The 18,875-nt window shown below is 73.3% G+C and carries 15 protein-coding genes; 3 read left to right on the top strand and 12 right to left on the bottom strand.

What is annotated here, in order from left to right:
* Positions 1-65 precede the first annotated feature (65 nt).
* From LUZ64_RS10395 to LUZ64_RS10405, 3 genes are all read right to left on the bottom strand, one after another.
* Positions 66-1,058 carry an ABC transporter permease gene (locus LUZ64_RS10395; RefSeq protein WP_095579569.1) on the bottom strand — a complete coding sequence of 331 codons (993 nt, stop codon included), beginning with the start codon at positions 1,056-1,058 and terminating at the stop codon, positions 66-68.
* Positions 1,059-1,064: 6 nt separating this feature from the next.
* Entirely contained in the window at positions 1,065-2,849 is a 1,785-nt protein-coding gene (locus LUZ64_RS10400) for an ABC transporter substrate-binding protein (RefSeq protein ID WP_095579568.1), read from the bottom strand.
* A gap of 71 nt (positions 2,850-2,920) precedes the next feature.
* On the bottom strand, positions 2,921-3,883 hold the full coding sequence (locus LUZ64_RS10405; RefSeq protein WP_095579567.1) for an ABC transporter permease: 963 nt from the start codon (positions 3,881-3,883) through the stop codon (positions 2,921-2,923).
* Between the two features lie 413 nt (positions 3,884-4,296).
* Between LUZ64_RS10405 and LUZ64_RS10410 the strand changes: the two genes are divergently transcribed.
* A complete protein-coding gene (locus LUZ64_RS10410; protein ID WP_095579566.1) occupies positions 4,297-4,758 on the top strand; it encodes a subtilase-type protease inhibitor in 462 nt (153 codons plus the stop codon).
* A 112-nt stretch (positions 4,759-4,870) separates the two neighbouring features.
* On the opposite strand, the gene LUZ64_RS10415 is transcribed toward LUZ64_RS10410, so the two are convergent.
* From LUZ64_RS10415 to LUZ64_RS10445, 7 genes are all read right to left on the bottom strand, one after another.
* Entirely contained in the window at positions 4,871-5,791 is a 921-nt protein-coding gene (locus tag LUZ64_RS10415) for a S1 family peptidase (protein WP_232390411.1), read from the bottom strand.
* A gap of 300 nt (positions 5,792-6,091) precedes the next feature.
* Positions 6,092-6,958, bottom strand: a complete 867-nt coding sequence (locus LUZ64_RS10420) for a slipin family protein (RefSeq protein WP_232390412.1) — start codon at positions 6,956-6,958, stop codon at positions 6,092-6,094.
* A 179-nt stretch (positions 6,959-7,137) separates the two neighbouring features.
* Positions 7,138-8,061 carry a S1 family peptidase gene (locus LUZ64_RS10425; protein WP_095579564.1) on the bottom strand — a complete coding sequence of 308 codons (924 nt, stop codon included), beginning with the start codon at positions 8,059-8,061 and terminating at the stop codon, positions 7,138-7,140.
* Positions 8,062-8,341: 280 nt separating this feature from the next.
* Positions 8,342-9,145 carry a DUF1684 domain-containing protein gene (locus LUZ64_RS10430; protein ID WP_095579563.1) on the bottom strand — a complete coding sequence of 268 codons (804 nt, stop codon included), beginning with the start codon at positions 9,143-9,145 and terminating at the stop codon, positions 8,342-8,344.
* 5 nt (positions 9,146-9,150) lie between these two features.
* Complete coding sequence (locus LUZ64_RS10435; protein WP_095579562.1) at positions 9,151-10,461, bottom strand: NtaA/DmoA family FMN-dependent monooxygenase; 1,311 nt, start codon at positions 10,459-10,461, stop codon at positions 9,151-9,153.
* Positions 10,458-11,504, bottom strand: coding sequence for an LLM class flavin-dependent oxidoreductase (locus LUZ64_RS10440; RefSeq protein ID WP_232390413.1), 1,047 nt, complete (start codon positions 11,502-11,504; stop codon positions 10,458-10,460). The genes LUZ64_RS10435 and LUZ64_RS10440 overlap by 4 nt, the downstream gene beginning before the upstream one ends.
* A gap of 449 nt (positions 11,505-11,953) precedes the next feature.
* Entirely contained in the window at positions 11,954-13,186 is a 1,233-nt protein-coding gene (locus LUZ64_RS10445) for a DUF5685 family protein (protein ID WP_095584386.1), read from the bottom strand.
* A 273-nt stretch (positions 13,187-13,459) separates the two neighbouring features.
* On the opposite strand from LUZ64_RS10445, the gene LUZ64_RS10450 reads away from it, so the two are divergent.
* Positions 13,460-13,897 carry a cell division protein SepF gene (locus LUZ64_RS10450; RefSeq protein ID WP_095584387.1) on the top strand — a complete coding sequence of 146 codons (438 nt, stop codon included), beginning with the start codon at positions 13,460-13,462 and terminating at the stop codon, positions 13,895-13,897.
* 20 nt (positions 13,898-13,917) lie between these two features.
* Here the strand turns inward: LUZ64_RS10450 and LUZ64_RS10455 are convergent, their stop codons facing one another.
* Positions 13,918-15,117: an acyl-CoA dehydrogenase family protein gene (locus LUZ64_RS10455; RefSeq protein ID WP_095584388.1), complete on the bottom strand. Its 1,200-nt coding sequence runs from the start codon at positions 15,115-15,117 to the stop codon at positions 13,918-13,920.
* A 377-nt stretch (positions 15,118-15,494) separates the two neighbouring features.
* Positions 15,495-17,237, bottom strand: coding sequence for an MFS transporter (locus LUZ64_RS10460; protein ID WP_095584389.1), 1,743 nt, complete (start codon positions 17,235-17,237; stop codon positions 15,495-15,497).
* A 175-nt stretch (positions 17,238-17,412) separates the two neighbouring features.
* On the opposite strand from LUZ64_RS10460, the gene LUZ64_RS10465 reads away from it, so the two are divergent.
* The gene (locus LUZ64_RS10465; RefSeq protein WP_107426698.1) at positions 17,413-18,588 is read left to right on the top strand and encodes a putative hexosyltransferase; all 1,176 of its coding nucleotides are present in this window, start codon (positions 17,413-17,415) and stop codon (positions 18,586-18,588) included.
* Positions 18,589-18,875 lie beyond the last annotated feature (287 nt).

Consider the following 18,875-nt stretch of genomic DNA (forward strand, 5'->3'; position numbering starts at 1 on the left):
AGGTGCCGGGACAGGTGCCGGGACAGGTGCCGGATCCGGTACCGGATCCGTGCGCGGCACGTGTGTCATGCGAGCCTCACCCTCGGGTCGAGCCAGGCCACCACCAGGTCGGCGAGGGCGACGAAGAGCACCACGAAGAACGCGGCGAGCAGGACGGTGCCGACGACCGTCGGCAGGTCGTTCTGGACGACGGCGTCGACGGCGAGCTTGCCGACACCGCCGAGCCCGAAGACGGTCTCGGTGATGAACGCCCCGCCGAACAGGGCGCCCGCCTCCAGCCCGAGCAGCTGTGCCAGCGGCGCCGCGGCGCCGCGGCCCGTGTACTTCAGATGGGCGCGCAGGGCGCTCATCCCCTTGCCGCGCGCGGTGCGGACGTACCCCTCGTGCATCGTCTCCAGCATCTGGGAGCGCGCGAGGCGGGCGAAGACGGCGGCGTTGACGAAGCCGAGGACGAGCCAGGGCAGCAGCAGCCCGGCCGCCCAGGCGCCGGGGCCGTCGCCGAAGGGGGTGTAGCCGGGTACGGGGAAGAGGTCGGTGGTGTAGACGAGCAGGTACTGGAGGGCGTAGCCGAGGAAGTAGATCTGTACGCTCGCGCCGACCAGGGTGAAGCCGGAGAGCAGCCGGTCGGTGGCCGTGCCGCGGCGGAGCGCGGCGGCGAAGCCCACGCCGACGCCGAGGACGACGATCACGGCGAGCGCGCCGCCGGCGAGCGAGAGGGTGACGGGGAAGCGGTCGCCGATGGCGTCGAGGACCGGCTGGTGGAGGGTGTAGGAGTAGCCGAGGCAGGGCGCGGCGCAGTCGATGGGGGTGCCGTCGACGTCGTCGATGACGCGCCCGGCGACGAGGCCGCGCAGGTAGTCGGCGTACTGCCCGGCCAGCGGCTGGTCCAGGCCCATGCTGTGGCGGACGGCCTCGACCTGGCCGGTGTCGCACTTGGGGCCGCAGGCGATGAGGGCGGGGTCGGAGGGTGCGGCGTAGAAGAGCCCGAAGGCGGCGGCGGTGATCGCGAGGAGCACCGCCGCGGCCTGGAGGGCACGCCGCAGGACGTAACCGGTCATGTCGGATCAGGACTTCTTGAGGTAGAGACCGGCCGCCGCGATGGAGCCGTAGATCGGGTGGATGGCGGCGCCGCCGATGTTCTCGCCGCGGAACTGGGTGACGCCGGTGTAGAGGAAGGGCACGACCGGGACGTCCTTCATGACGACCTGCTCCAGGTCGATGAGCGCGTCCGCCTTCTGCCGCGCGTCGCCGATGTCCGCGATGCGCTCCAGCTCCTTGTCGACGGCGGGGTTGGCGTAGCGGATGCCGTTGGCCAGGGCGTCGAGCTTGCTGTGGTAGCTGTCGGGGAGCAGGGTGGACGGGGTGGGCCAGTCCACGGAGTTGGTGGAGATCCACAGGTCGTAGGGGGCGTCGCCGCGGAAGACCTCGCTGGTGAAGGCGGCGGGCTCCAGGGGCTTGGTGACGAGCTTGATGCCGGCCTTGGCGAAGGCGTCCACCAGCACCTGGGCGAGCCGGTCGTCCTGGGGGCTCTCGGTCTCGTAGGCGTAGGTCAGCGACTCGGGCTTGTTCTTGGCCCGGGCCAGGTGCTCCTTGGCCTTCTCGATGTCGCCGGTGGGCTTGACGGGGTAGAGGTCGTACTTCTTCCAGCCCACGACGGCGGGCGAGGAGAGCGTGGTGGCGAAGTCGCCGACGCGCGGGCCGCCGAGGACCTGGCGGGCCTGTTCGCGCGGGAAGAGGTAGTGGATGGCCTTGCGGACCTCGGGGTCGGTGACCCGGCTGTTCTTGATGTAGAGGTCGTTGGTGTAGGCGCCCTGGCTGCCGGCGACGAGGAGGTCCTTCTTCTTCGCGTCGCGCTGGGCCTCGGCGTAGAGCTCCGGCGGCACCTCGCTCTTGGTGGTGACGGTGTCGGCGCCGTCGCCCCGGCCGTTGAGGACCTCCTGGGCGGTGTTGAGGATCTTCTTGCCGAAGGTGAACTCGAAGCGCTCGGCGTACTGGTGGCGGATGGGGTCGGTCTCCGCCTTCCAGTGCGGGTTGCGCTCCAGGGTGAGGCTCTGGTTCTGCTTGTGTTCGACGATCTTGTACGGGCCGGTGGCGAACGGCCTGGTGTCGTAGCCGGTGCCGGTGTCCTTGTCCTCGCGGACCGGGGACGAGGAGGACTGCGCGGCCATGTAGGGGACGTCGGACTGGGGCTTGGGGAAGCGGAAGACGAGGGTCTTCGCGTCCGGGGTCTCGATGGCGTCGAGGTGGCCGTCCTTGGGACCGCCGTACTTCTTGACGGCGGCGGTGCGGTCCTCGGAGCCGGTGAGCCACTCGGGCCAGTAGGTGGGGCCGAGTTCGAAGCCGGGCGCGAAGGTGCGCTCGATGCCGTACTTGACGTGCTCGGAGGTGATCGGCTGCCCGTCCTCCCAGGCCACGCCGTCCTTCAGGGTGTACGTCCAGGTGCGGCCGCCGTCGGAGGAGCGCCCGGTGTCGGTGGCGAGGTCGCCGACGAGCTTCGGCTTGCCGTCCACGACCTGGTACTGGGTCAGCTGGCGGCCCCACAGCAGCGAGGTGCTGTAGCCCTCGCCCGCGTAGATCTTCTGCGGGTCGAGGTGGCTGTAGTCCTTGAGGTTGGCGATCTTGATCGTGCCGCCCTCGCGGGCCCCGCGGACCTCGGGCGCCGGGCCCTTGCTGTCCTCGGCGGTGCCGAGGGTGACGGTCAGCCGCTGGCCGCTCTTCGGCGCGCCGCCGGCGCCCTTCCCCTTCGCCGCGTCCCCCTCGCCCGCGCCGGCCGAGCAGGAGCAGAGCAGCATGACGGCGGCGGTGGCGAGGGCCGGTAGGGCTGCGGTGCGCGTGCGGAAGCGGGGCATGGTGAACTCCGTGGTTCGGAAGGGCTGGAAAGTGTTGCCGTGACGGAAAGCGGAAGAGGTCGTGGTGGGGGTCAGCGCGCGGTACGGGGGTCGAGCGCGTCCCGTACGGCGTCGCCGAGGAGGTTGAAGGCGAGGACGAAGACGAGGATCGCCACACCGGGGAAGACCATGTAGGTCGGGTCGTCGTAGAAGACCTCGGAGCCGCGGGAGATCATGCGGCCCCAGTCGGGGACGGGTTCGTTGATGCCCACCCCGAGGAAGGAGAGGGCGGCCTCGGCGGTGACGATGCCGGGGACGGCGAGGGTGACGTGGACGAGCACGGGGGCCCAGACGTTGGGCAGCAGCTCGCGCAGGACGATGTGCCGGCGGCTCGCGCCGAGGGCCCGCGCCGCCTCGACGAACTCCCGTTCGCGCAGCGACCGTACGGCGGTGCGCAGCACCATCGCGAGCGGCACCCAGCCGAAGGCGGCGAACACCAGGATGAGCGAGGTGAACTGCATCCAGGCGGGCTCGTTCTCCCCGGGGTCGACGAAGCGGGTCTGGATGACCGGGCTGAGGGCGAGGAGCAGCAGGAGTGTCGGAAAGGCGAGCAGCACATTGCATACGAAGGTGAAGGCCCGGTCGGCGAGGCCGCTGAGGTAGCCGACGGTCACCCCGAGGACGACGCCGACGACGGCGATCACCGCGACGGAGGCGAGGGCGACCAGCAGCGAGGTGCGCATCCCGTAGAGGAGCTGGGTGAGCACGTCGCGGCCGAGGCCGGGTTCGATGCCGAACCAGTGCTCGCCGGAGATCCCGCCGTTGGGCAGGACCGGCAGGCCCTCGGCGCTGAGCAGGCCGGGTTCGTCCTGCCCGTAGTGCGTCGTGGGGTTCTTGCCGTAGGCCGCGGCGAGCAGGGGGGCGGCGAGCGCGAGGAGGCCGCAGAGGAGGACGGCCACGAGGGCGGCCATGCCGGTCCGGTCGCGCCGGAAGGCCCGCGCGGCGGTGGCGAAAGGGCCCCGGGAAGGCCGTCCTCTTGAGTGCACTTCGGCCATTTGCTGCCCCGCTCCTGAATCACTCCGGCCGCCGGTGGGTCATCTGGCGGGCCACTTTTCGGCCGGGTTGCGGGGGTCTCCCACCCCGGGGTGCGGCTCATTAGATCCGATGGCTCAAGCGACTGCAAATCATAATTTCGAAGGCAACTTGGATAATTCATCATTGATTACAAGGAATCTTTGCTGGTCAACATCCCCGTAACATTAATTCGCCCACTTCCCGTCAAATCGGTCATGAGTGCGAACTCGAACGGCCGCCGGACGACTGCGAGGAGAGGTGCCTCACTCCCGATCCGGCCACTACTCAGGGTTTTCAACCAGCGACCGAAAGTATCCGTCGGACGTGCGTTCATGCCCAACTTGGGCAAGACTCCGGTCCGTTATCTGAACCGACAACCAAGGGAGTGTTCGTAATGCGGTACATCACTGGGGGCATCGCGATGGGCGCCGCGCTGATTCTGGGCGGCGGACTGGCGGCCGCCGGCACGACGACCGCGAGCGCCGCACCCAAGCCCGTCCCGGCCGCGCAAGCCCAGACCCAGAGCCTGTACGCGCCCTCCGCGCTGGTACTGACCGTCGGCCAGGGCGCCACCGCGGCCGAGTCCGGCGTACAGCGCGCGGTCACGCTGACCTGTACGCCGAAGGCCGCCGGCAGCCACCCGGACGCCAAGGGTGCCTGCTCCCAGCTGCGCGCCGCCGGCGGCGACTTCGACAAGGTCACCCGGATCAAGTCGGACACGGTCTGCACCAAGGAGTGGAACCCGACCGTCGTGACCGCCGAGGGCGTCTGGGACGGACGCCGGGTCAGCTACGAGCACACGTTCGCCAACCCCTGCACGGCCAAGGCCGGCAAGGGCCTGGTCTTCGAATTCTGAGGCGGATTCGAGGAACGGGCTCCGGGCCCCAGGGCCCGGACGTGAAGCGGCCCCCGGACACCGTGGAGGTGTGTCCGGGGGCCGCCCCGTGCGTACGGGCGGTGCGTCCGGGTCAGGAGCCGCCGAGGGCCGCGCCGTACGCGGCGAGGGCCGCCACCACGGGCTGGAAGTAGGTCGTCCCGCCCGCGGCGCAGTCGCCGCTGCCGCCGGAGAGAAGCCCCAGCGCGTCGCCGTGGGAGAAGAACGGACCGCCGCTGTCGCCGGGTTCGGCGCAGGCCGTGGTCTCGGTCAGGCCCGTGACCCGGCCCTCCGGGTAGGTGACGGTCACCCCGGTGCGCTTGACGACGCCGCTCCGCACCCCCGTGGTGGAGCCGCTGCGCCGGACCGTTTCGCCGACGACCGCCTCGCGGGCCGTGGCGACGGGCTGGGTCGTACCGTCGTGGAGGTCCACCACGCCCGGGTGGGCGACGGCGGGGTCGGTGTACGCGGCGAGGGCGTAGTCGTGGCCGGGGAACACCGGTCCGCTCTCGGTCCTCGCGATCCGCGGACCGCCGTCCGCGGCGGACCACGTCGTCACGGCGTTGCCGCAGTGCCCGGCCGTGAGGAAGCCGTCCGGCTTGCCGGGCCGTGTGACGTTGAAGCCGAGCGAGCAACGGACGCGGGCGCCCTCGACGGCGTCGCCGCCCGCGAGGAACCGGGTGAGCTTCGCGGCGCTTCTCCTCAGCACCACCTTGCCGCCGTGGCTCGCGGCGGCCCGCTTGAGACGCGCCAGCCCCGCGCCCCTGACGGTGGGGTCGGCGGTGACGACGACCCGGCCCACTCTGGGGTCCACCCCCCAGGTGGTGCCGGGAATGAGCTCACCGGCGTCCAGCGCCGCCTGGGCGGAGGCCAGTTCGGACCTCGAGAACGTCATCGCCCCGGGCTCCCCGGCCGTCGACGCGTCGGCGTCCTGCGGACTGAGGGTCACGGCCGCGAACGCGGCGACCGCCACGGCGGCCAGCAGGGCGCGCACGGGCATCCAGGATCGCTTCAACTCGACACCTCCAGTGGGGGGAGCGGGCCCGGCAGTGGGGTGCCCGGGGCCCGGAGACGGCAGCGGCGCACCCCCGGCTTTACGGAAGGCGCGTCCATGCCAAGTCGCGCGTCGATTGTCCCGGGGGCCGGAGGGCGCGTACAAGGCGGACTCCCGGTTGCGCGAACCCACCGACGCGCGCCGGGGCGTGGGTCGATACCGGAGAATCCAGCCCGTCCGGCGTTTGAGGACCGGGGTCCGGGGCGGAGCCCCGGGATCGGGAAGGGGCGGGTAGGGGAAAAGCCCCGCTCAGGGCACCGCCTACGCCGCGCCCCCCGCAGACCGCTCCGCGTCAGGAGCCGCCCCACCGGCAGCGTCCGCCCCACCCGCCGAAGCAGGCTCACCCGCCGCGGCCGGCGCACCGGACACCTGCCCCGCCCGCTCCAGGAACCGCAGCAACTCCACCGGGAACGGCAGCACCAACGTCGAGTTCTTCTCCGCCGCCACCGCCACGATCGTCTGGAGCAACCGCAGTTGCAGGGCCGAGGGCTGCTCGGACATCGTCGCCGCCGCCTCCGCGAGCTTCTTCGAGGCCAGCAGCTCCGCGTCCGCGTTGATCACGCGGGCCCGCCGCTCCCGCTCTGCCTCCGCCTGCCGGGACATCGAGCGCTTCATCGTCTCCGGCAGCGAGACGTCCTTGATCTCGACCCGGTCGATCTGCACGCCCCAGCCGATGGCGGGGCTGTCGAGCATCAGCTCCAGGCCCTGGTTGAGCTTCTCGCGGTTGGAGAGGAGGTCGTCGAGGTCGCTCTTGCCGATGATCGAGCGCAGGGAGGTCTGGGCCATCTGCGAGACCGCGAAGCGGTAGTCCTCGACCGCGATCACGGCCTCGGCCGGGTTCACGACCTTGAAGTAGACGACCGCGTCGACCCTTACGGTCACATTGTCGCGGGTGATGCCCTCCTGCGCGGGGACGGGCATCGTGACGATCTGCATATTGACCTTGCGCAGCCGGTCCACTCCCGGGATGACCATGGTGAACCCCGGCGGGCGGATCTCGTCACGGAGCCGACCGAGCCGGAGGACGACGCCGCGCTCGTACTGTTTGACCACTCGGGCGCCCGCCACCACGTACGCCGCGCCCGCGGACGCGGCGCCCACCGCCGCCATCACCAGTTCCTCGACCATGGCACGGCCCCCTGCCCTGCACGTCAGGTGTCATATCCCACGGTATGCCCGTCCTGGGCACGGGTCGAGCCCCCGGCCCTGGCCGGACCGGGGGCTCCTGTGCTGCTGGCCGCAAGGCTTGGGGAAGGGATCGTGCTCGCTCGCGGTCAGGGGTTTCGGGCGGGCCGGGCACGGAGTGGTCAGAAGATGCTCACCCCGTAGGCCCGTAGCGCGGGGCCGACCGGCTGGAAGAAGGTCGTCCCGCCGGAGGTGCAGTTGCCACTGCCGCCGGAGGTCAGGCCGAGGGCGGTGGAGCCGGCGAAGAGGGCGCCGCCGCTGTCGCCGGGTTCCGCGCACACCGTGGTCTTGATCAGGCCGCGGACCACCTGCCCGCTGCCGTAGTTGACGGTGGCGTTCAGGCCGGTGACCTTGCCGTCGCGCACCCGGGTCGTGGAGCCGCTGCGCCGCACCGACTGCCCGACGGTCGCCTCGCCCGCGGCGGTGATGCGCTGCGCGCTGCCGTTGTAGAGGTTGACCTCGCTGGGGTGCGGGAGGGAGGTGTTGCTGTACTGCACGATGCCGTAGTCGTTGCCCGGGAAGCTGGTCCCGGTCGTGGGGCCGATGCTCGTGGTGTGGCCGGAGTTGGCGTAGTAGGCGGGCTTGCCCTCGGTGCAATGGCCCGCGGTCAGGAAGTAGTAGGTGTTGCCCTTGCGCACGTTGAACCCGGCGGAGCAGCGCCAGCTGGGCGCGTAGACCGCGTCGCCGCCGGAGATGAGCTTCCGGAACGTGCCGGGGGTGCGCTCGACGCGTATCGCGTCCGCGTTCGGCCCGGCGGCCCGTCTGATCTTCGCTATCGCGGCGGCGGAGACCGTCGAGTCGGCGGTGACGACCAGGTCGCCGGAGGCCTTGTCGACGACCCAGGCGGTGCCCGCGACGTCCGCCGACAGCACGGCGGCGCTCGCGGCGGAGAGCTGGGCGGCGGAGTGCGCGGAGCCGGTGGATCCGGGCTGGGCGTGGGCGTTGGTCGCGACGAGGGCGGACGCGGCGACGAGACCGGTGGCCACGGCGGCGATTCCGGTTCGTCTCGCGGATCGACGGTGGGGGGTGGTGCGCTTCGTCCTCACGTAGTGCCTCCCGAGTGGGGTCGGGGGTCCGCGGGTGGGGTTGTGGGCGCGGGCCCATGAGGCGCGGCCGCATGGGCACACCGGGTTCCGCTTCGCCGTGCCCCTGACAAGCGCGCTGTTCGGGAGTATTCGGGCCCGGCGCACCACGGCGCAAGAGCATCTTTCGGACGCGGGCCCGGAACCGCCGGTGCCGGGCAGGGCGCGCGCCGGGCCCGGGCAGGAGCGCGCCGGGCCGCCCCCGCCGCCCCGGATGGCGCGCCCCGGCCCCGGCCTCCGACCGCTACGGAACCGCCCGCTCCCCCGCCGGTACCTCGACCGCGAGCGTGTTGCCGGGCGGTGGGAACGGGCAGATGAACGCGTCGGAGAAGGCACACGGCGGCAGCACCGCGCGGTTGAAGTCGACGGTCACCCGCCCGTCCGGCGCGGGCGGCGGGGTGTGGAGGAAGCGGAAGCGGTAGCTGGTCCGCCCGCTGGTGGCGTCGGCGAACACCGCCCACAGCCCGCCGTCCGCCTCGGCCGCGACGCGCAGCACGCGCTCCTCGCCGTCGAGGTCGAAGGCCAGCTCGCCGGAGAGGCCGAGGCCGCGCTCGCGCCCGTCGGCGTTCTCGACCGTGATCCGGCGGTCCCGCCCGTACGGGCGGTAGCGCCCCGGCAGTGACCAGCGCGGGTCGTGCTCGAAGACGCCGATGCCGGCGAACTCCCGGCGGGCGGCGGACTCCGGGTCGTAGACGCGGACGGCCCAGGAGTCCTCGCGGCGCATGACGAGCAGCTTGCGCGTGCCGTGCGCGACCCGGGCCGTGGCCGCCCCGCCGTCGGCGGTGAGGCGGTACTCCCCCTCGGCGGGGCGGCCGTCGACGGTCAGCCCGTCACCGGCGGCGGCGGTGAGGAGCACGGCCTCGCCCGCGTCGGCCCAGCGCCCCGGGACCGGCACCCCGCGGTCGCCGGAGAAGGCCGGAATTCGACCGTCGGCGAGATCGGAGAGCCAGAAGGTGCCGGCGAGCGAGAGCGGACCGTACGGCGCGGTGACCGTCCCGGTGCGCTCCTCGTGCCACGCCTTCCACTGCTGTTGTGCGTCGGTGGTCATACGGGTCAACCTTTCACATGGTCAGGCTGCCGGGCGGCGGGGAGGCCGAGGTGTTCGCGGAGGGTCGTGCCCGCGTACTCCGTACGGAACACGCCACGCTCCTGGAGGAGGGGTACGACCCGGTCGACGAATTCGTCGAGCCCGCCGGGGGTGGGGGGCGGGACGAGGACGAATCCGTCGGCGGCGCCCCCGGCGACGTACTCCGCCATCCGCGCGGCGACGGCCCGGGGCGTGCCGACGAAGGACTGCCCGCCGGACGTCCCGGCGACGGTCCGCCGGACGAGGAGGCCCCCGGCCACGGCGGACGGGGCGGCGGCCACGGCCCGGCCGCGCGCCGCTTCCCCGGCCGGGTCGGGGTCGACGCCGGGCGGCGGCCCGCCCGGGTGGTGGGACGGGAGGTCGCGGCCCCGGACCCGCTCCAGGGTGAGCGGGGTGGTCCGCGACGGCGCCTGCCGCCGGCGGATCTCCGCGGCCTTCTCCCGGGCCTCGGCGGCGGTGTCGCCGAGCACGACGGTGACCTCGGACATGGTCTTCAGCTCCCCGGGGCGGCGGCCGTACGCGCCGAGCCGGCGTGTGACGTCGGCGCGGAAGGCGCGGCCGGCGGCGAGGGTGCCGTGCCGGCGGAGGACGACATCGGCGGCGGCCGCGAACTCCCGGTCCTCCCCGGTGTCACCGGCCTGGATGACGACGGGGTGGCCCTGCGGGGACCTCGCCACGTCGAAGGTGCCGGAGACGTCGAAGTGCCGCCCGTGGTGGGCGAAGGGGCGCGGGACGGTGCTCCGGCCCGGGGTCCCCGCCGGCCAGGAGTCCCACAGTTCGCGGGCGATGGTGACGAACTCGGCGGCCCGGTCCCGGCGGCGGGCCCGGTCGAGGGGGCCGCCGTGCCGGAAGTTCCCGCCGGTGAGGGCGTCGGAGGAGGTGACGACGCCCCAGGCCGCGCGACCGCCGCTGAGGTGGTCCAGGGAGGCGAGCCGGCGGGCGAGTTCGTAGGGCTCGTGGGAGGTGGTGTCGGCGGTGGCGGCGAGGCCGAGCCGGTCGGTGACGGCGGCGAGGGCGCCGAGCAGGGTGAGGAATTCGGGGCGGCCGACGGCGTCGAGGCCGTGGTCGCCGTGCTCGCGCGGCCCCGGTTCCCCGGCGAGGAGGAGGAAGTCGAACAGGCCGCGTTCGGCGGTGCGGGCGAGGTGGGCGAAGGAGGAGAAGTCGAACGGGCCGCCGGAGCGGTGGCCGGGCCGGACGGGGGTGTCGTCCACGCCCGGGAAGCGGACGGCCAGGTGGATCTGCTCCGGGTCCCGGTGGGGGCCGTGGTCGCGGGTCATGCGGCCCCGTCGGTCCGCGCGCGTGCGTAGCGGTTGGCGGGGCGGGACAGGCACAGGTGCTCGCGGAGCGTGCCGCCCGGGTAGAAGGAGCGCAGCAGGCCGCGGTGCTGGAGCACGGGCACGGTCCCGTCGACGAGGAGGGCGAGGTCCCGGTCGGGGTCCCGGGGCCGGAGGTGGAGGCCGTCGACGAGGCCGTCCGCGTACCAGGCGCCGGCCAGGTCGGCGAGGGCGACGGCGTCGGCGACCGCGTGGAGCGCGACGGGTAAGGAGGCGACGACGAGGGGGAGCCCCTCGCCACGGCCCGCGTCCCGGGCGCGGCGGCGCAGGTCGTCGCGGGCGGCGCGGAGTACGCGGGTGCCGTCGCCGCGGCGGGGGACGCGCAGGAAGGCGAGGTCCGCGTGGGCGGCGGCGACCGCGCGGGGCAGCGGGTGGGTGGCGTCGACGACGGTGACCGGGTGGCCCTGGGGCGGGCGGGGCACGAGGGAGGGGCCGCGGACGGAGAAGCCGGTGCCCTCGAAGTCGACGCGGTGGAGCTTGTCGCGGTCGGCGAGGCACCCGGTGGCGGTGTCGCGGAGCTCGGCGCCGTCCTCCCGGCTGTCCCAGAGCCGGGTGACGACGTCGGCGACCTCGCCGGCCTCGCGCCAGAGTTCGGCGGCGGGGGCGGCGGCTCGGCGGCCGAAGTGCCGGGCCGTGGCCTCGTCCGCCGAGACGTCCACGGTCCAGCCGGCCCGGCCGCGGCTCACCCAGTCCAGGGTCGAGACGGCGGAGGAGACATGGAAGGGCTCGGTGTGGGTGGTGGTGACGGTGGGCACCAGGCCGATGCGCTCGGTGGCGGGGGCGATCCGGGCGAGGACGGCGAGGGCGTCCAGGCGGCTCGCGCCCCGGCGGGGCGGACCGAGGCTGTCGCCGAGGGTGACGAAGTCCAGCCGGCCGCGCTCGGCGAGACGGGCGGCGCGCAGATAGGGCCCGGCACCCTCACCGGCGGGCCGGTCGAGGGCGACGGACAGGTGCAGGGGCCGGGTCGGCCGGATCGGTGCGGGCATGCGAAGGCTCCGTGGATGCGGTGGTCGAACACGGGAGTTGACGCTGCCTTCACACCCGGACCGCGCCCCTCAGCACGGCCGGACCCCGAGGCTAAGCCGGAGCCACGGCCCGCTGTCAAGCGCCTTCGGACGGGTGTCCATGTCGCGGTCCACATGCCGGACAAGCGGACCGGATCCGGTTGACGCGGAATCGGAAGGCTGTTCCACTTGGCCCATGCGCTCAGGGCAACGTCCGGTCACCCGGGACCACATCGACTTCGGCCATCTCCGGTCGGCGGCGTGTCCGGGCTCCTGTCCGGGCTCCTGTCCCGCTTCGCGCCCGGCCTCCCGTCAGGGCTGACGCCTCCCGCACGCCTTCACACCCGCACCGCGCCCGTGCGGCCCGCGGGCCGCGCTTCCCCTCGTACGTCGTCCACGTGACGCGGTGCCTCGACGGCCGGCCCGACCCTTCAGCAGCCGCAGTCACAACCGCAGTCGCAGTTTTCGCAACAATTGCAACAGTCGCAGCAGTCACAGCAATTGCCGCAGTCTCCGCAATCACCGCAGTCGCACTTGTGGCAACACCCCTGACGCGGCTCCCCGGTCCACGGATCGTGGAACGGGTCGGCGCAGCACAGCTGACAGGTGCGCAGGAGGCCGCTCCACACCGCACAGCCGGCGATCAGCCCGCGCTCCCTGCCCCGGCGCGGCGGCTCCGGCGGCGCGCCGGGCGGCATGACCGGCGGCGGTCCGAAGGCGCCCACGGCCTGCCCGCCGGGGGCCTCGGGGGCGCCCGTAGTCGCCTCCGCGTGTCCCTGGTGGCCGCAGCCCGAGGTGCCGAACGCCCGGTCCACGGCCCGGTCCAGCTCGTGCGCGAGGAGCAGGTGCGCCAGCCTGCCCTGGGCCTTGCTCCCGAAGTCGGCCTCGCGCAGGGCGAGGCGCACGCCGTGCACGGCGTCGTCGCACAGCCGGCGGACCTCCGCGAGGTCCGTCGCGGTGGCGGCGACGGGGTTCCACGCCCCGGTCCTCCGGTCCTCCTCCAGGTCCTCGACGGCGTCGAGGAGATGCGCGAGCCGGCCGAACAGCCGGCCGGCCTCCTCCAGCGGCTCCTTGTTGCCCGGCCGGCCGGCGAGCACCGCCGTGTGCCCGAAGGCCGCGGCGGTCGCCGTCTCGGTCGGCTCGGTGATGTCCAGCAGAGGGGTGCCGACGCCCGCGAGGGCCTCGATGCCCGCCTGCCGGTCGACCGCGTCGACGAGGACGGCGGTGTCGAAACCGAGGTCCGATCCGGTACGGGCTCCGGCGCGGTCCCACTTCGCGGCGACGCGCCGGGCCGCGGCGGCGACCGGGCGCCGGGCCAACAGTCCGTCACCGTCGGCCACATGGTCGCGCATCTTCGCCGACGCCAGGACGAGCGAGACGGACGCGGCGAGCCGCGCGCCCTCGCCGCGCGCGACCGGGGCGGTGCGCATGCCGCGCAGCGGGCAGGGACCGGCCGTGCGCCGCCAGGAGCCGGCGTCGTCCGCACGCGCCGACTGGGCCTCGACGAGCACCGATATGACGAGTCCGTCGTAGTTGGTGGCGGCGCGCGCGAACTGTCCGTGGTCACCGCGCAGGGCGAGGCAGAGCCCGCACAGATGGGCCACCCACTCGGTGCGCATCGCCTCCGAGAGCCGGTGCCGGCATGGTCTGATGATCCCGAACAATTCAAGCCCCCGTGTGTGGTGTGGATGGACCCGGGCATCCTAATCACCGGACAACCACACCGGTCCGCAGCCCGCGGACCGTTCCCCGTACCGCATATGCCCAGGTCCAGAGCGTGTGGCGAAGCTCTCGGGCTTTCTGACGCACCGCCAAGCGCTTTGCACCAGATGCGTCACGAAATCCTCGCTTGGCGGCCATCCACTTGGCACATCATCCGCATCATGGACGACGATAGAGAAGCGGTCGGACCACACCGCGTGTGAGAGGAGGCGTCCATGGGATCGGTGCGCAAGGCGAGTGCCTGGCTCGGCCTCGTCGACGACGGCGATGACGAGCGCTACTACGACGACGACTACGCCGAGGGGCCCGAGCCCGGCGACTCCTGGGTGACCAACCCGAAGGTGCGGGTGGCGGACGAGACCGCGCAGGAACAGGGCACGCGGATCGCGACCGTCACCCCGGACGGCTTCCGGGACGCCCGGGGCATCGGCGAGCTCTTCCGCGAGGGGGTGCCGGTGATCGTCAACCTCACCGGCATGGAGCCCAACGACGCCAAGCGCGTCGTGGACTTCGCGGCGGGGCTGACCTTCGGCCTGCGCGGCTCCATCGAGCGGGTCGCCAACCGGGTCTTCCTGCTCACCCCCGCCGACTACCAGGTGCTCAACGGCGAACCCACGGGGCGGACGAACGGAGGCTTCTTCAACCAGAGCTGACGCCCCTCACGGGCGGGTGCTCAGCGGAACGCGTCGAGACCGGTGAGCGCCTTGCCCAGCACCAGCTGGTGCATCTCCACGGTGCCCTCGTAGGTGAGCACCGACTCCAGGTTCGTGGCGTGCCGCATGACCGGGTACTCCAGCGAGATCCCGTTGGCGCCGAGGACGGTCCTGGCCGTGCGGCAGATGTCGATCGCCTCGCGCACGTTGTTGAGCTTCCCGAAGCTGACCTGCTCCGGGCGGAGCGTCCCCGCGTCCATGCGCGACCCCAGGTGATGGGCGAGCAGGATGCCCTTGTGCAGTTCCAGCGCCATGTCGGCGAGCTTGGCCTGGGTGAGCTGGAAGCCGCCGATGGGCCGGCCGAACTGCTCGCGGGTACGGGCGTAGTCCAGCGCCGACTCGAAGCTGCTGCGCGCCGCGCCCATGGCGCCCCACACGATCCCGTAGCGGGCGTGGTTCAGACAGCCGAGCGGACCGCGCAGTCCGGTGACCTCCGGGAGCACCGCGTCGGCCGGCAGCCGCACCTCGTCGAGGACCAGTTCACTCGTGACGGACGCACGCAGTGACCACTTATGGGTGATTTCGGGCGCGGAGAAGCCGGGGCTGTCCGTGGGCACGAGGAAACCCCGTATCCCGTCGTCGGTACGCGCCCAGACGACGGCCACGTCGGCCACCGAGCCATTGGTGATCCACATCTTGCGGCCGGTGAGCAGCCAGTCGCTCCCGTCGCGCTTGGCGCGGGTGCGCATGCCGGCCGGGTCGGAGCCGTGGTCGGGCTCGGTGAGCCCGAAGCAGCCGATGAGCTCACCGGCGGCCATGCCCGGCAGCCAGCGCTGCCGCTGCTCCTCGGAGCCGAAGCGGTGGATCGCGTACATCGCGAGGGAGCCCTGCACCGAGACGAGGGAGCGGATGCCGGAATCGGCGGCCTCCAGCTCCAGGCAGGTCAGCCCGTACTGCACGGCGCTCGCGCCCGCGCAGCCGTAGCCGGTGAGCGGCATGCCGAGGGCGCCCATGGCGCCGAGTTCGCGCGTGAGTTCCCGGATGACGGGGAGTTCGCCGCGCTCGTACCACTCGGCGATGTGCGGCAGGACGCGGTCGGCGGCCCAGCGGCGGATGGTGTCACGGACGGCGAGATCCTCGGGCGTCAGCAGATCGTCGATGCCGAGGGGGTCGTGCGGATCGAACGTGGTCGCGCTGCGGGGGGACGAGGGTACGGACATGCCAGCCTCCGACACTACGGCGCCGGCCGCGGCGGCCGGCCTGATCACGGCCCGACGCTAACTCCCGTTCACGGAGCCGTCCAGATGCCTCTTGGGGCTCCGCCGGACCGTCCGCCCCGAGCAGCAGCCCCGAGCAGCATTCCCGACCGGCAACCCGGTCTCCGGCTCCCGGCTCCCGGCTCCCGGCTCCCGGCTCCCGGCTCCCGGCTCCCGGCTCCCGGCTCCCGGCTCCCGGCTCCCGGCTCCCGGCTCCCGGCTCCCGGCTCCCGGCTCCCGGCTCCCGGCGAACAGCCGACCGGCGCCGCGCCGTCGTGGCAAGGGGCCCGTGGCCGCTCGGTCCCGATACGGGAGGGGCCGGGCGGGGAGTGCCCCCGCGCTCAGTCCGAACGCTCGGCCGGCACCGGCCGCTCGGCCGGCACGGAAACCTCCGACGCCACCGGTGAAACCACCGCCATCGGTGAGGCCGCCGGCACCGCCGGCACCGTGTCCGCCGCGCGATCGGCACCGCCTTGGAGTTCGCCCCCGCCGCAGTCCATCGTCTTCGGCAGCCGTGTCGCCGCCACCGCCCCCAGCAGCAACAGCCCCGCGCTGATCATCAGCGTCACGTGCAGACCGTGGACGAACGCGTCCCGCGCCGCCACCCGCAGCGCCTCCCCCGCCGGCCCGCCGAGCCGGGAGGCGACCTCGTAAGCCTCGCCGAGGGAGTGGCTCGCGGCGGCCGATTCGGCGCTCGGCACCCCGGGCGCCCCTGCGACACCGGGCGCGTACGTGGCGTTCATGACGCTGCCCAGCAGCGCGATGCCGATGCCCGCGCCGAGCTGGTACGAGGTCTCGCCGATCGCCGCCGCCCCGCCGGCGGACTCCGCGGGGGCCTCGCTGAGCATGGACTCGTACGCCCCGAAGAGCGTGGTCTCCAGGCCGAAGCCGAGGAGGACGAAGCCGCCCACGAGCACCGTCGGGCGGTCCTGTGTGCCCATCACGGTCAGCGAGGCGACCGCCGCCGCGGTCAGCACGAAGCCGAGGGCGACCATCGCGCGCGGGCCGAGCCGCTGGAGCAGCCGGGAGCCGACCAGGCCCGCGGCCATCGCGGCGAGCGTGAGCGGCAGCAGCCGCAGACCGGTCTCCAGCGGGGTGAGGCCGAGCACGAGCTGGAGGTACTGCGCGGCTATCAGCTCCAGGCCGACCAGCGCCAGCATGGCCAGCACTATGCAGCCCACCGACGTCCCGAAGGCCGGCCGGGCGAACATCCGGAGGTCGACGAGCGGGTGCGCGCGCCGCCGCTGCCGGCCGACGAAGAGGACGAGGAGCGCGGCGCCGACCGCGCCGGGCACGACCGTCGCCAGGGTCAGCGGCGGTTCCCCGCCGCCCAGCCGCTTCACCGCGAGGACGACGCCGAAGAGACCGAAGGCGGCCATCAGCGCGCCGAGCACGTCCCAGGGACCGTCGCCGTCACCCGTGGACTCGGGCAGCAGCCAGCGTCCGACGGGCAGGCTGACCGCCATCAGCGGGATGTTGATGAGGAAGACCGAGCCCCACCAGAAGTGTTCGAGGAGGAAGCCGCCGACCAGCGGCCCGCAGGCGGCGCCCACGGCGGCGACCGCGCTCCACACACCGACGGCCAGCGCCCGCTCCCGCCGGTCGGGGAAGACCTGCCGGAGGATCGACAGCGTCGCGGGCATGATCATCGCCCCGCCGACGCCGAGCAGCGCGCGGGCCCCGATGAGCACCTCGGGCGTGGGCGCGACCGCGGCGAGCGCGGAGGCCACGCCGAAGAGCCCGTAGCCCAGGAGCAGCACCCGGCGGCGGCCGACGCGGTCGCCGAGGGTGCCGAAGAGGATCAGGAGCGAGGCGCAGACGAGGGGGTAGACGTCGACGATCCACAGCAGCTGGATGGCCCCGGGCCGCAGGTCCTCGGTGACTGCCGGGACGGCGACGTGCAGGACGGTGGCGTCGACGGCGACGAGGAGCAGGCTGACGCAGAGGACGACGAGCACGGTCCAGCGGTTGGCCCCGGCGCCGCGGCCGGACGACGGGCGCGGCTGACGCCACTGCCCGTACCGGGACCGCTGCCGGGGGACGCCCGCCGCCCGTCGGGGGCCGGCCGTGGTCGTCCCGGACATACACACCTCCGTGTCATGCGCTCGCCGCCGACCGCGGGCCTTGGGGGACTGTGGACCCGGGGGTATCGAGGGGAGTGAGTCGACAGAGTACGCGAGTCCCGGCCACGGATACGTGCCACGCGTCACGTCGTCGTCCCTGGCCGGGGGCGTGACGCGCATGCTGGACAATTGATCGGTGACTGATCTCGTTTCTCCCGCCGGTACGGGCGCCGGGGCGGGCGGTGTGCCCGGGGCCGCCGGAGCCCGCGGGGCGCTGCGCCGCGCGGTGCCCGCGCTGCTGGTGTTCGCGGGAGTGCGGGCGCTGGGGCTGGTGGTGCTCGCGGTGTGGGCCTGGGCGGCGGACCGCGACGCGCACCAGTTGCTGTCGGCGCGCTGGGACTCCCTCTGGTACTCCCGGATCGCCGAGCGGGGCTACGGCTACACCCTGGAGTTGCCCGGCGGGAAGGTCCACTCCGATCTGGCGTTCTTCCCGCTGCTGCCGTGGCTGGAGCGGGGGCTGTCGGCGGTCCTGCCGCTCTCGGCCGCCGACGCCGGGCTCCTGGTGAGCGCGGTCGCCTCGCTCGCCGCGGCCTGGGCGATCTTCCTGACCGGCGACCGGCTGCACGGCCGGCGCGCGGGCGTGGCGCTGGTGGCGCTGTGGGCGGCGCTGCCGGTCGGTGTCGTGCAGTCGATGGCGTACTCGGAGTCGCTGTTCACGGCGCTGGCCGCGTGGAGCGTCTACTGCGTGCTCACCGGCCGGTGGGTGTGGGCGGGGTCACTGGCCGCGCTGGCCGGGCTGACCCGGCCGGTGGGGGCGGCCGTCGTCGCGGCCGTGTGGATCACGGCGGCGGTGGTGTGGTGGCGCGGCGGCGGGCGGTCGGCGGGCCGGATGCTGCTGGGCGTGGCCCTCGCCCCGCTCGGCTGGCTGGCGTACTTCGCCTGGGTCGGCGCGCGGACCGGCTCGGTGACGGGCTACCTCGACGTCCAGGGCGGCTGGGGCAACGGCTTCGACGGCGGGGTGGCCTTCGCCTCCTTCATCGGTGAGCGGCTGGCGGGCCCCGCCTGGCCCGCCGGCCTCGGGCTGCTGATCGGCGTGGGCCTGGTGGTGTGGCTGTATGCGACCGGGGTGCGCCGCGGTGAACCGCTGCCGCTGCTGGTGTACGGGGGCGTGGTGCTGCTGCTGGCCCTGACGGCCAAGGGGTACTTCGGTTCCAAGCCCCGGCTGATGATGCCGGCGTTCCCCCTGCTGCTGCCGCTCGCGACGGCCGTGGCCCGGCTGCGGACGGTACGGGCGGTGCTGACGGTGTCTCTGCTGGCGCTGGCGTCGGCGGTCTACGGAGCGTTCTGGCTGCACGGCTCCGGCCCGCCGTGATCCCGGACGTGTTCCCGCCCGTGATCCCGGGCGTGAAGGCACGGGCGACGGCACGCCGGTGAAGGATGGCCGTCGGCCCGGCCCGATGGGTCGGAATTCCCCGCGGAGAACTCCGGGCGAAGCCCCGGCCAATCGCCGATAAACGGTGACGGGGAATACGAAAGGAACGCGCGGAATCAACCGTTCCCACGGTTCGTCACAATGCGACGGCGTTTTTCATTCCGCCCCCGGCACAAGGACGTTGGTCCTCTCCGAACGTGCTGTAAGTCATGTTTGAGACGCATTCC

The organism is Streptomyces albireticuli (assembly GCF_021228125.1).
Classification (GTDB): Bacteria; Actinomycetota; Actinomycetes; order Streptomycetales; family Streptomycetaceae; genus Streptomyces; species Streptomyces albireticuli.

Excerpts from the sequence above, each read along its gene's own strand:
- LUZ64_RS10400 (WP_095579568.1), bottom strand. The coding sequence starts at position 2,849 with ATGCCCCGCTTCCGCACGCGCACCGCAGCCCTACCGGCCCTCGCCACC.
- LUZ64_RS10395 (WP_095579569.1), bottom strand. The coding sequence starts at position 1,058 with ATGACCGGTTACGTCCTGCGGCGTGCCCTCCAGGCCGCGGCGGTGCTC.
- LUZ64_RS10450 (WP_095584387.1), top strand. The coding sequence starts at position 13,460 with ATGGGATCGGTGCGCAAGGCGAGTGCCTGGCTCGGCCTCGTCGACGAC.
- LUZ64_RS10430 (WP_095579563.1), bottom strand. The coding sequence starts at position 9,145 with ATGACCACCGACGCACAACAGCAGTGGAAGGCGTGGCACGAGGAGCGC.
- LUZ64_RS10440 (WP_232390413.1), bottom strand. The coding sequence starts at position 11,504 with ATGCCCGCACCGATCCGGCCGACCCGGCCCCTGCACCTGTCCGTCGCC.
- LUZ64_RS10405 (WP_095579567.1), bottom strand. The coding sequence starts at position 3,883 with ATGGCCGAAGTGCACTCAAGAGGACGGCCTTCCCGGGGCCCTTTCGCC.
- LUZ64_RS10420 (WP_232390412.1), bottom strand. The coding sequence starts at position 6,958 with ATGGTCGAGGAACTGGTGATGGCGGCGGTGGGCGCCGCGTCCGCGGGC.
- LUZ64_RS10435 (WP_095579562.1), bottom strand. The coding sequence starts at position 10,461 with ATGACCCGCGACCACGGCCCCCACCGGGACCCGGAGCAGATCCACCTG.
- LUZ64_RS10455 (WP_095584388.1), bottom strand. The coding sequence starts at position 15,117 with ATGTCCGTACCCTCGTCCCCCCGCAGCGCGACCACGTTCGATCCGCAC.
- LUZ64_RS10410 (WP_095579566.1), top strand. The coding sequence starts at position 4,297 with ATGCGGTACATCACTGGGGGCATCGCGATGGGCGCCGCGCTGATTCTG.
- LUZ64_RS10460 (WP_095584389.1), bottom strand. The coding sequence starts at position 17,237 with ATGTCCGGGACGACCACGGCCGGCCCCCGACGGGCGGCGGGCGTCCCC.